We start from the raw sequence: 11,865 nt of genomic DNA on the forward strand, positions 1-11,865 counted from the left end.
GACGAGGGAGTCACCGAGATGAGCATGCAAGACCGAAGGTCCGCGCCCAGCGGATTCACGCCCACGGGCACGATCGCCACCCCCGCCGATCGGCGAAGAGTCGTCTTCGCCACCGTCGTCGGAACCACCGTCGAGTGGTACGACTTCTTCATCTACGCGACGGCCGTCGGCCTCGTGTTCGGCCAGCTCTTCTTCGCGCCCCTCGGGGCCAACAGCGTGCTCGTCGCCTTCGCGACCGTCGGCATCAGCTTCCTCTTCCGGCCCCTCGGTGCCTTCCTCGCCGGGCACTTCGGTGACAAGTACGGCCGCAAGGTCGTGCTCATGTGGACGCTCATCCTGATGGGCGTCGCGACGGCTCTCATCGGACTGCTCCCGACGTACGAGGCGATCGGCATCGCCGCGCCGATCCTCCTGGTGCTGCTGCGGATACTGCAGGGCCTCTCGGCGGGCGGCGAGTGGGGCGGCGCGGTCCTCATGGCCGTCGAGCACGCCCCCAAGAAGCGCCGCGGCGCCTTCGGCGCCTCCCCGCAGATCGGCGTGCCGCTCGGCCTCCTCCTCGCCTCGGGCGTCATGGCGCTCATGGCCATGATCGCCCCGGGCGATGCCTTCCTCGCGTGGGGCTGGCGCGTGCCGTTCCTCCTCAGCGTCGTGCTGATCCTCGTCGGCTGGTACGTGCGCCGCCGCGTCGAGGAGAGCCCGGTCTTCGTCGAGCTCGCCGAGCGCAAGGAGAAGGCGCGCACGCCGATCGTCCAGCTCTTCCGCAAGCACGCGCTGCTCGTGCTCATCGCTGCGCTCGTCTTCGCCGGCAACAACGCGGTCGGCTACATGACGACGGGCGGCTACATCCAGAACTACTCGACGAACCCGGAGGGTCCCCTCGCACTCGACCGCACGCCGGTGCTCTGGGCGGTCGCAGCCTCCGCCGTCACGTGGCTCCTGTCGACCTTCGCCGCCGGTGTCGTGTCGGACCGCCTCGGCCGTCGCACGACGTACATCATCGGCTGGATCCTGCAGCTCATCGGCGTGTTCGCGCTCTTCCCGCTGGTGAACACCGGGAACATCTGGATGCTGTTCCTCGGTCTCGCGATCCTCACGATCGGGCTCGGCTTCACCTACGGGCCGCAGGCCGCGCTGTACTCCGAGCTGTTCCCGGCATCCATCCGCTTCTCGGGAGTGTCGATCTCGTACGCGATCGGCGCGATCCTCGGCGGCGCGTTCGCCCCGACCATCGCGACGGCGCTGGTGCAGGCGACCGGCACGACGATGTCGGTCACGTGGTACCTCGCCGGCATGACGGTGCTCGGACTGCTCGCGACGCTGCTGCTGCGCGACCGCACCGGAATCCCGCTCGGTCCCGACCACGAGGCGGAGCAGGCGCGGAGTCCGATCTACGGCCTCTCCCAGGCCTGACCCGCCCGGCACAGAGGGCGGCTCCGGATGCCCGGGGCCGCCCTCTCGCCTGCCGTCGGCGATGCGGGCGCGACGGGGTGGACAATGCCGTCATGGACCTCCGGCCGATCGCTCTTCCCGCCAACCAGCCCGCCGAGCGCTTCTACCGCGGAGGTGCGCGGATCGCGCGCTGGCGCGGATCGGCGGCGGCGACGGAGAACACGCCCGAGGACTGGGTGGCGTCGACGACGACCCTCGCCGGCGAGACGGACGTCGGCCTCACCACGATCGCGGGCGAGCGGCTGCGCGACCTCGTCGACGCCGATCCGCTGGGATGGCTCGGCGCCGCCCATGTCGCCGCATTCGGATCCGACCCGCGTCTCCTCGTGAAGCTCCTCGACGCGGGGGAGCGGCTCCCCGTGCACGCGCATCCCGACGACGCGTTCGCGCTCGGCCGCCTCGGACGCGCTCACGGCAAGACCGAGGCCTGGTTCCTCGTCGAGGGCGGCACCGTTCATCTGGGCTTCGTCCGGGACGTTCCCCGCGTCGAGCTGGAGGCGATCGTCGAGGCCCAGGACACCGAGCGCCTGCTGAACCTCCTCCATGCACGGACGGTGGAGCCGGGCGACACGGTGTTCGTCCCGGCGGGACTTCCGCACGCCATCGGCGAAGGGGTCTTCCTCGTCGAGGTGCAGCAGCCCGAAGACCTCTCGATCCTTCTCGATTGGCGCGGATTCGACATCGACGGCCGCGCCGACGGCCACCTCGGCGTCGGCTTCGACGCGGCGCTCGATGCGGTCGATCGCCGGGCGTGGACGGATGCCGAGATCGACGCGCTCCTCTCGCGCGATGCTTCGGCGGCGCGCGCGCTCGTCCGCGAGGCCGACCCCTTCTTCCGGATCGAGCGCGCATCCGCCGAGGAGCGGCCCGAGATCGCCGCCGGGTTCGCCGTTCTCGTCATCCTCGAGGGCGAGGGCACGCTGCGATCCGCGATCGGCGACCTGCCGCATCCCGCGGTCGCGACCACCGACCTGCCGCTTCGCGCCGGCGCGACGGTGATCCTGCCGCACGCCGCCGGCGACCAGGTCTTGACCGGCACGCTCCGGGGCGTCGTCTGCCGGCCGCCGTCGCCGAGCTGAGCCGACGACCGCGACACTTTCCTGCGAGCGCTACATCGATCGATGCAGCGCTCGCAGGAAAGTGTGGCGGTAGGGCGGCGCCGTGGCGCGAGCGGACGGCGCCGACCCGGACCCGCGCGAGCCCGTCCGTCAGGAGTTCACCCGGATGATCTCGCGCTGATACGGCGCGATCACCGACGTCGAGACGCGGCAGTCGAGGAGGAGGAACGGACGGGATGCCGCATCCTCGGCCGTCCACGACGCGAGGCGGTCGAGATCGGCCAGTGAGCGCACGACGACCCCCTCCGCGCCGACCGCCCGCGCGAACCCGGCGAAGTCGACGTCGGGAATGAGCATCGGCCCTTCCGCGACGCCCTTGAGCCCGTACAGGTTGACCTCCGCGCCGTAGGCGCCGTCGTTCCACACCACGCACAGGCCCCTGCCCCGGGCGACCCGGACCGCCGACTCGAGGTCCGCGAGCGCCATGAGTCCGCCGCCGTCCCCCGTCGTCAGGACGATCGTCGACGTCGGCTTCGCGAGCGCCGCGCCGGGCACCGAGGCGAACCCGAGCCCGATCGACTGATAGGCGGTGCCGACCATCATCATGCGATCGGGGGAGGCCACGGGCCAGTACATGTTCGCCCAGCCGATGAAGTGGCCGCCGTCCGAGACGACGACCCGGTCCCTCGTCGACTCGTGCGCCTCGAGCAGCTCGCCGATCCGGACCGCGACCGCGCGGGGGTCGAGGCGTCCGTCGGGGGCGAGGTCGTCGCCGGGCTCGTAGGCCCGCAGCGGCTCGAGCGGCACCGATTCGCGCCATCCCGACGGCGACGCGCCGAGCGTCCGCAGTTCGTCGACGAGCGCGGCCGCGACGAGGCGGGCGTCGCCGCGCAGGTAGCCGCCGACGTGCGGGTGGGTCGCCGCGGGTGCGACATCCACCTGCACGACCCGCGTCCCCGGCGAGAACAGCTCGCCGAATCGCATCGTGAACTGGTTGAGGGATGCCCCGAACACGACCGCGACGTCGGCCTCGCGCACGAGCTCCATCGCCCCTTCGGCGCCGAAGCCGCCGGTGACGCCGAGGTCGAACTCGGCGCGGGGGAAGACTCCGCGCCCGAGCGCGGTCGTTGCCGTGACGGCGCCGGTCGCATCGGCGAGCTCGCCGAGGACGGCGCCCGCCCCCGACACCCAGGCGCCGCGCCCGGCCAGCAGGAACGGGCGCTCGGCGCTCGCCAGCGCGGAGGCGAGCTCACGGACCGCCGCCGCGGCGAAGGGGCCCGCGGGGGTCAGCGGCGCAGGAAGCGCGGGCATCGGCGCCTCGGGCACCGCTCCGGCGTCGCGCGTCGCGACGTCGTACGGGATCGCGAGCACCGTCGGCACACGGTAGGTGAGTGCATGCTCGATCGCGATCACCGTCGTGGCCGCGGCATCCGTCCTCCCCACCGTGTAGGTGCGGGCGCCGACCGCCGAGGCGAGGGCGATCTGGTCGACGTCCCAGGGCCGCGGCCCCGACGTCGGCTCGTCGCCGACGACGAGCACGAGCGGGACGTGCGCCTGCACTGCCTCGGCGAGGGCCGTCAGCGTGTTGGTGAAGCCGGCGCCGTAGGTCGCCGTCGCCGCGGCGAGGCCGCCTCCCGCGCGATAGTGGGCGTCGGCCGCGACGACCGCGCCCGCCTCGTGGCGGACCGCCGTGTAGGTCGCGTCGGTCTGGCGCGCGAGGGCGTCGAGGAACCAGGCGTTGCCGTTGCCCATGACACCGAAGACGTGGTCGATGTGGCGGGCGAGGGTGACGGCGACGTGGGCGGAGACGGAGGGCATGGGTTACTCCCGGGGAGACAGGAACGGATGACAACGCCGTATGTGTCTCGCGCGCTCCCGTTCACGGGGCGGCTGCGTGCCCATTTTTCGAGCACCGGCGGGTGCCTTCCCGCCGGACATGACGAGTATAGGGACGCACGGAGGCAGACCCGGTCAGCCGCCGATGGCCGCCGTGATCGCCGAGGCCACCTGCGTGAGCCGGTGGGCGATCTCGGCGTCGGGATGGGGGTCGGACAGGTAGACGACGGCGACGGCGGCGCGCTCGCCCTTGGGCAGCGGCAGCGGCACCGCGATCGACCGCAGGCCCGCGATGACCTCGTCGTGGCTCGTCGCCCAGCCGCGCTCGCGCGCGACCCGCACATCCGCGCGGTGCTCGTCGTCGAGGCCCTCCGGCCATCGCGCCTCCGGGACGAGCGACAGGATGGCCTTGCCGGGAGCCCCGACGGTCACAGGATGACGCGTCCCCGGCCGCTGGGCCACCGAGGCGATGCCGTGACGGGGCTCGACGCTGGCGAGCGTGATGCACTCATCGCGGTCGAGGACGGAGAGGAAGCAGGTCATCCCGAGCTCGTTCGCCGCCGCGGTGAGCTCGGGAAGCGCCTCGGCCTGCAGGTCGTGCGCGACGCCCGCGGCGAGGGCCGCCATGCGCGACCCGAGCGCGACGCGCCCGTTCCCGTCACGGCCGACGAGTCCGTGCTCCTCGAGGGTGCGCAGCAGCCGGTAGGCGATCGAGCGGTGGACGTCGAGGCGCCGCGAGAGCTCGTCGATCGTGAGCGGCTCGCGCGCGTCGGCGAGGATCTCGAGAATCCGGATGCCGCGGCTCAGCGTCTGCGACCCCGCATTCGTCGTCCCGCCGGGCATCGGCATCCCTCCCGGCTCTTGTCAGCCTCACGATGGTCGTATACGATCTGTTCAATAGTAGAACGGTGTGTTCGAATATAGAACACGCTCCGGCGACTGACAAGACCTCGACACCGGTGTCCGAGGAAGGGATCGACGAAGATGCAGTTCCACCACCACGGGTACGTTTCGGGCGAGCCGCGGATCCAGGACGCCGCGGGCACGGGCATCGACCGGCCCGCCGAGCTTCCCGACGAGATGGACGTGCTGATCGTCGGATCAGGTCCCGCCGGGATGCTCCTCGCGGCGCAGCTCTCGCAGTTCCCCGACGTCGTGACGCGGATCATCGAGCGGCGCGACGGGCGGCTCGTGCTCGGCCAGGCCGACGGGATCCAGCCGCGCAGCGTCGAGACCTTCCAGGCCTTCGGCTTCGCCGAGCGCATCGTCGCCGAGGCGTACAACATCGCCTGGATGAACTTCTGGGGCCCCGACCCCGAGAACCCGGGCGACATCATCCGGACGGCCCGCACCGAGGACTACGCATTCAAGATCAGCGAATTCCCGCACCTCATCGTCAATCAGGCGCGCGTGCTCGACTACTTCGCCGAAGCCGCCGAGCACGGGCCCGGCCGGATCGTCCCCGATTACGGCGTCGAGTTCGTCGGGCTGACGGTGCACGACGAAGGGGAGTACCCGGTCGAGGTGCGGGTGCGCCCCTCGGCGAGCTCAGCGGCCGCGGGCGAGCGCACGATCCGTGCGAAGTACGTCGTCGGATGCGACGGCGCGCGCAGCGGCGTGCGCGCGGCGATCGGCCGCAAGCACGTGGGCGGCTTCTCGGCTCACGCGTGGGGCGTCATGGACGTGCTCGTCAACACCGACTTCCCGGATTGGCGCGTCAAATGCGCGATCAACGCGAAGGCGGGCAACATCCTGCACATCCCCCGCGAGGGCGGCTACCTGTCGCGCATGTACATCGATCTCGGGGCGGTCGCCGACGACGACGACCACCGCGTGCGGCAGACCCCGATCGAAGAGATCATCCGTCGAGCGAACGAGATCCTGCACCCTTACACGCTCGACGTCAGGCAGGTCGCGTGGCACAGCGTCTACGAGGTCGGCCACCGCGTCACCGACAAGTTCGACGACGTCGACCCCGGGGAGGAACGCGCGCCGCGCGTCTTCCTGACCGGCGACGCGTGCCACACGCACAGCGCCAAGGCCGGCCAGGGCATGAACGTCTCGATGCAGGACGGCTTCAACCTCGGCTGGAAGCTCGGGCACGTGCTCAGCGGGCTCGCCCCGGCATCCCTTCTCGAGACCTATTCGGCCGAGCGCCAGCCCGTCGCCCAGCAGCTGATCGACTTCGACAAGCAGTGGTCGTCGCTCATGGCGCGCAAGCCGGAGGAGATCAGCGACCCCCAGGAGCTCGCGACCTTCTACCTCGGCACGGCGGAGTTCCCGTCGGGCTTCATGACTCAGTACGGGCCGTCCGAGATCGTGACGGATGCCGCGCATCAGGCGCTCGCGGCCGGATTCCCGCTCGGCAAGCGCTTCAAGAGCGTCGAGGTGACCCGCGTGTGCGACGGCAACGTCATCCACCTCGGGCACCACGCGAAGGCCGACGGCCGCTGGCGCTTGTACGCGTTCGCCGATGCGCCGGCCGCGGGGGAGCCCTCGGCTCTGAGCGCATGGGCGGAGTGGATGGCCTCGCCGGCGTCGCCCGTCGCGCGTCACACGCCGGCCGGCGCCGACGTGGACGCCGTGTTCGACGTGAAGGCGATCTACCAGCAGAGCTTCCAGGACGTCGACATCTCGCGGGTGCCCCGCGTCTTCCTCCCCACCTCGGGCCCGCTCGGGCTGACCGACTGGGAGAAGGTGTACGCCGCGGGCCCCGACGCATGGCGGACCGTCGACATCTTCGAGGAGCGGGAGCTGTCGCGCGACGGTGTCGTCGTCGTCGCGCGACCCGATCAGTACGTCGCGGCCGTCCTGCCCCTGACCGCCACGGACGAGCTGTCGGCGTTCTTCGCCGGCGCGCTCGTCGATCAGCGCGACCTGGCCTCCATCGGCTCATGACGGTATCCGTCACGGTGACGCCGGTGCAGCGGATGTACGCGGCGTCTATCGGATCCCGCGCGATCCGCGGGCAGAATGACCACGAACCACACTTGAGCAGCCAGGATGCCGCGGCCGCTGCATCCCGAACCTCCGAGGGAGTCCCATGAGCCAGAACCGCGAGACCGAACTGCTGGCGAAGGTGCCGGACGGGCTCTTCATCGGTGGCGAGTGGCTGGCCGCCGACGGCGGCAAGACGCTGAAGGTCTACGACCCGGCGACGGGCGACGTCGTCAAGGAGATCGCGAACGCGTCTCCCGGCGACGGCATGGCGGCGCTCGACGCGGCGGTCGACGCGTTCCCCTCGTGGTCGCAGACGCCCGCGCGTGAGCGGGGCGAGCTGCTGCGCCGCGCGTTCGACCTCCTCCAGGAGCGCAAGGAGGAGTTCGCGCTCCTCATGACGATCGAGATGGGCAAGCCGCTCGCCGAGGCGCGCGGGGAGGTCGCCTACGGAGGCGAGTTCCTGCGCTGGTTCAGCGAGGAGGCCGCGCGCATCCAGGGCCGCTACGGCGCGAACCCCGAGGGAACGGGCCGCATGATCGTGTCGCAGCACGCCGTCGGGCCGTGCTTCCTCATCACGCCGTGGAACTTCCCGCTCGCGATGGCGACGCGCAAGATCGCGCCCGCGCTCGCCGCGGGATGCACGGTCGTCATCAAGCCGGCCGAGCTGACGCCTCTCACGACCCTCTACTTCGCGAAGCTCCTGGAAGACGCGGGGCTCCCCAAGGGCGTCGTCAACGTGTTCACGACCTCGACGTCGGGGGCGGTGTCGGAGCCGATCATCCGCGACCCGCGCCTGCGGAAGCTCTCGTTCACGGGGTCGACCCCCGTCGGCGTGCGGCTGCTCGAGCAGGCCGCGGGCGGCATCCTGCGCACGTCGATGGAGCTCGGCGGCAACGCGCCGTTCGTCGTCTTCGACGACGCCGACCTCGACAAGGCCGTGGATGGCGCGATGCTCGCGAAGTTCCGCAACATCGGCCAGGCGTGCACGGCCGCCAACCGCTTCATCGTGCACCGGTCGGTCGCCGACGAGTTCGCCCGGCGCGTGACCGAGAAGGTGAAGGGGTTCAAGATCGGCCGCGGCACGGAGGACGGTGTCGTGATCGGACCGCTCATCGACGACCGCGCGGTGGCCAAGGCCTCGTCGCTCGTCGAGGACGCCGTCTCGCGCGGCGCCGTCGTGACGACGGGTGGGGCCGCGGTCGACGGGCCCGGCACGTTCTACCAGCCCACCGTCGTGACCGACGTCCGCCCGGGCAGCGAGATCCTCCAGGAGGAGATCTTCGGCCCGGTGCTCGCGATCATCCCCTTCGACACCGAGGACGACGCCGTCCGCATCGCCAACGACACCGAGTACGGCCTCGTGTCGTACGTCTTCACCGAGAGCCTCGCACGCGGGCAGCGGATGATCGAGCGGCTGGAGACGGGGATGATGGGGCTCAACGTCGGGGTCGTCTCCAACGCGGCCGCGCCGTTCGGTGGCTGGAAGTCGTCGGGCCTCGGCCGTGAGGGCGGCGCCGAGGGCATCCACGAGTACCTGCAGACGAAGTACACGCTGACGCCGAACCCGTTCGTCTGACCCCGGCGCGCAGCGCCGGTCGTCGAGCGGAGGGGCGCAGCGCCGGTCGTCGAGCGGAGGCGCGCGTTTCGTCTCGCTTCGCTCGCTCAACGACCGGGGGTGAGGCTGTGCAGGGCCAGGGGGGCGTTTCGTCTCGCTTCGCTCGCTCAACGACCGGGACCGGGGTGAGGCCGTGCGGGGCCTGGGGGCGTTTCGTCTCGCTTCGCTCGCTCAGCGACCGGGGTGAGGGCGTGCAGGCGGGGGCGTTTCGTCTCTCTTCGCTCGCTCAACGACCGGGACCGGGGTGAGGATGAGGGCATGGATCCGGCATCCCTCCGCGCCGAGCGGCTCCGGTCGCACCGGCTCAGCGCTCCGGCGCCGACGGTGACGGCGGCCGCCGAGCACATGCTGGCGACGCAGGCGCAGGAGTTCTGGGGCGGCCGCTGGGCGCTCGCCGCGCGCTCGCGCGGCGCGCCGCGGCTCAGCGATGTCGACGCCGCCTTCGACCGCGGCGACATCGTGCGCTCGTGGACGATGCGGGGCACGATCCACGCGATCCCGGCCCGGGACCTCGCGTGGGTGCTGTCGCTCACGGCGGAGCGGCAGGGCCGCGCCGCGGCCCAGGTGCGGCGCGTCGAGGCGATCGACGAGGGGGTCCTGGCAGGCGTCGAGGCCGCGACGCGGGCCGCGCTCGCCGGCGGCAACCGGCTGACCCGCAAGGAGCTCGCCGAGGTCTGGGAGGGCGCCGGTCACTCGACCGCGAAGCAGCGCGGGTACCATCTGCTCGTCGCGATGTCGCTGCGCGGCGTCGTGTGCCAGGGTCCCGTCGTCCGCCGGGAGTCCGGGCCGTCGCGGGAGCAGCACATCGTGCTCGCCGAGGAGTGGATCGGCGACTCCGCGAGCCCGGCCGACCCCCTCGCGGAGTTCTTCGTCCGCTACATCGCCTCGCACGGGCCGGCGGGTCCTCGCGACTTCTCGTGGTGGTCGGGGCTGCCGCTGCGCGATGCGCGGTACGCGGCGGACGCGGCATCCGATCGCCTCATCCGCATCGCCGACGCGCCGGAGCCGCTCTACGTGGCGTCCGGGCCGCGGCCACGGCGGAGCTCCTCCGCGCCCGACGTCGTCGCGCTGCCGCCCTTCGAGGAGTACTACCTCTCCTACGCCGACCGCACCGTGCCGTGCGCGGCGGAGTTCCTCGCGGCCATCGGCCCGAGCATGAATGGGATCGTGCGGCCGATCCTCGTCGCGCGGGGCGAGGTCGTCGGGGTGTGGACGCACTCCGTCGCCGTCGGCCGGCACGCCGACGACCCCGTGCCGGAGCTCTTCACCCCGGGCGCGGCGACGGATGACGAGGTCGCGGCCGCGCTCGACCGCTACAAGCGCTTCATCACGGGCTGAGCCGCGGCATCCGTCCCCCGGAGTCGCCCGTCCGGCAGTCGAGCACGCACATCCGCGCGCGAGACCCCACACTCAAGGTGCGCGGGAGTGGAGTCTCGGCCGGGGATGTGCGTGCTCGCCGCGGAGCCGGGCCGCGGAGCGGGGCCGCGGAGCGGGGCCGTGGAGTACGCGCGCCCGGTCGGCTCAGCCGGCGGCGTGCCGCTCGAGGAAGGCGTACACCTCGTTGTCGTCGACGCCGGGGAACGCGCCACGGGGGAGCGGCGAGAACATCTGCATGTGCACGCGGGCGCTCGGCCAGGCCTTGCCGCCCCACCGCTCGGCGACATCCCCCGGGGGGCGCCGACAGCACGACTCGTCGGGGCAGCGCGAGACGTCGCGCTTCTGCGTCTCGCGCCCACGGAACCACTTCGCGTCGTCGAAAGGCACGCCGACGGTGATCGAGAACTCCCCGGCCGACGTCGTGCCCGTCTGCGTCGAGCACCAGAAGGTGCCCGCCGGGGTGTCGGTGTACTGGTAGTGCTCGGTCGTTCGGTTCTGCTCCTCGAAGGCCGAGCGCGCGAGGAACCGGCGGCACACGATCTGCCCTTCGACGGATCCCGTGACGTCCATCGGCACGGGGAGGTCGTCGTTCTCGTAGACGCGCGAGATCGCCCCCGATCCGTCGACGCGGAGGAAGTGCAGGGCGATGCCCAGGTGCTTCGTCAGCAGGTTGGTCATGCGCATGCCGGCGGCTTCGTGCGTCACGCCGAAGGCGTCGCGGAAATCCTCGACCGCGAGATTGCGATCCTTCTTCGCCTGCTGGAGGAAGGCGACGGAGTTGGTCTCGGGCATGAGGCAGCACGCCGCGTAGTAGTTGATCTCGAGACGCTGCTGCAGGAAGTCCGCGTAGTCGGTGGGCGGCTTGTGGCCGAGCAGGCGGTGCGCCATCGCCTGCAGCGCCATCGAGCGCAGGCCGTGCCCGCCCGGAATCGATGCCGGCGGCAGGTAGATCCGGCCGTGCTCGAGGTCGGTCACCGACCGCGCCGAGTGCGGCAGGTCATTGACGTAGATCAGCTCGAACCCGAGCTGCTCGGCCATGATGCTCACCGTGCGGTGGGTGAGGGCGCCGGAGACGTGGCCGGCCGACTTCAGCTGCTTCTCGGCGAGCTTCTCGATGTCGGGCAGGTAGTTGTCGTGCGCGCGCATGCGCAGCCGCAGGTCGGTGTTGGCGCGCCGGGCCTCCTCGGGGGTCGCGATCGCCTCGCGCTCCCGCCGCTGCAGTTCGCGATGCAGCCCGAGGATCGCCTCGAGCGTGTCGTCGCTCATGCCCTTCGTCACCTTCACGGGCGGGATCCCGAGCTGCCGGAACACCGGGCTCGACTGGGCGTGGTCGAGCTCGATCTCCAAGGCGGCCCGGCGGTTGGGCGGCTCACTGGAAAGCAGGTCGCCCACCTCGACGCCGGTCACCTGCGCGATCGCCTGCAGGAGGGAGAGCTTGGGCTCGCGCTTGCCGTTCTCGATGAGGCTCAGCTGACTGCCGGCCACGCCCACCCGCTCACCGAGCTCGTCCAGGGTGAAGCCGTGCGACACGCGCTGGTGACGGATGCGGTGGCCCAGAGTCGTGAGCTGGAGCGAGGTGGGGGGCATTCC

8 protein-coding genes are annotated in these 11,865 nt (G+C 71.6%); 5 read left to right on the plus strand and 3 right to left on the minus strand.

Annotated elements, in window-relative coordinates; translation table 11 throughout:
- Positions 1–24: 24 nt before the first annotated feature.
- Both EV279_RS15855 and EV279_RS15860 read left to right on the plus strand, forming a co-directional pair.
- Positions 25–1,410: an MFS transporter gene (locus tag EV279_RS15855; RefSeq protein WP_133545933.1), complete on the plus strand. Its 1,386-nt coding sequence runs from the start codon at positions 25–27 to the stop codon at positions 1,408–1,410.
- A gap of 92 nt (positions 1,411–1,502) precedes the next feature.
- Positions 1,503–2,528: a class I mannose-6-phosphate isomerase gene (locus EV279_RS15860; RefSeq protein WP_133545752.1), complete on the plus strand. Its 1,026-nt coding sequence runs from the start codon at positions 1,503–1,505 to the stop codon at positions 2,526–2,528.
- 129 nt (positions 2,529–2,657) lie between these two features.
- On the opposite strand, the gene EV279_RS15865 is transcribed toward EV279_RS15860, so the two are convergent.
- A complete protein-coding gene (locus EV279_RS15865; protein ID WP_133545754.1) occupies positions 2,658–4,325 on the minus strand; it encodes a thiamine pyrophosphate-binding protein in 1,668 nt (555 codons plus the stop codon).
- 153 nt (positions 4,326–4,478) lie between these two features.
- Complete coding sequence (locus EV279_RS15870; RefSeq protein ID WP_133545756.1) at positions 4,479–5,192, minus strand: IclR family transcriptional regulator; 714 nt, start codon at positions 5,190–5,192, stop codon at positions 4,479–4,481.
- Between the two features lie 135 nt (positions 5,193–5,327).
- Here EV279_RS15870 and EV279_RS15875 point away from each other — a divergent pair, with 135 nt between their 5' ends.
- The 3 genes from EV279_RS15875 (at position 5,328) to EV279_RS15885 (ending at position 10,236) form a co-directional block, all read left to right on the plus strand.
- Complete coding sequence (locus EV279_RS15875; protein WP_133545758.1) at positions 5,328–7,241, plus strand: FAD-dependent monooxygenase; 1,914 nt, start codon at positions 5,328–5,330, stop codon at positions 7,239–7,241.
- A gap of 145 nt (positions 7,242–7,386) precedes the next feature.
- Positions 7,387–8,859: an NAD-dependent succinate-semialdehyde dehydrogenase gene (locus EV279_RS15880; RefSeq protein WP_133545760.1), complete on the plus strand. Its 1,473-nt coding sequence runs from the start codon at positions 7,387–7,389 to the stop codon at positions 8,857–8,859.
- A gap of 297 nt (positions 8,860–9,156) precedes the next feature.
- Positions 9,157–10,236 carry a winged helix DNA-binding domain-containing protein gene (locus tag EV279_RS15885; protein ID WP_133545762.1) on the plus strand — a complete coding sequence of 360 codons (1,080 nt, stop codon included), beginning with the start codon at positions 9,157–9,159 and terminating at the stop codon, positions 10,234–10,236.
- 183 nt (positions 10,237–10,419) lie between these two features.
- Here EV279_RS15885 and EV279_RS15890 read toward each other — a convergent pair whose 3' ends face one another.
- A complete protein-coding gene (locus EV279_RS15890; RefSeq protein WP_133545764.1) occupies positions 10,420–11,862 on the minus strand; it encodes an XRE family transcriptional regulator in 1,443 nt (480 codons plus the stop codon).
- Between the last annotated feature and the right edge of the window lie 3 nt (positions 11,863–11,865).

The organism is Microbacterium sp. BK668 (assembly GCF_004362195.1).
Lineage (GTDB): Bacteria > Actinomycetota > Actinomycetes > Actinomycetales > Microbacteriaceae > Microbacterium.

Coding starts and splice junctions, on each gene's coding strand:
- EV279_RS15855 (WP_133545933.1), top strand. CDS start 25: ATGCAAGACCGAAGGTCCGCGCCCAGCGGATTCACGCCCACGGGCACG.
- EV279_RS15860 (WP_133545752.1), top strand. CDS start 1,503: ATGGACCTCCGGCCGATCGCTCTTCCCGCCAACCAGCCCGCCGAGCGC.
- EV279_RS15865 (WP_133545754.1), bottom strand. CDS start 4,325: ATGCCCTCCGTCTCCGCCCACGTCGCCGTCACCCTCGCCCGCCACATC.
- EV279_RS15870 (WP_133545756.1), bottom strand. CDS start 5,192: ATGCCGATGCCCGGCGGGACGACGAATGCGGGGTCGCAGACGCTGAGC.
- EV279_RS15875 (WP_133545758.1), top strand. CDS start 5,328: ATGCAGTTCCACCACCACGGGTACGTTTCGGGCGAGCCGCGGATCCAG.
- EV279_RS15880 (WP_133545760.1), top strand. CDS start 7,387: ATGAGCCAGAACCGCGAGACCGAACTGCTGGCGAAGGTGCCGGACGGG.
- EV279_RS15885 (WP_133545762.1), top strand. CDS start 9,157: ATGGATCCGGCATCCCTCCGCGCCGAGCGGCTCCGGTCGCACCGGCTC.
- EV279_RS15890 (WP_133545764.1), bottom strand. CDS start 11,862: ATGCCCCCCACCTCGCTCCAGCTCACGACTCTGGGCCACCGCATCCGT.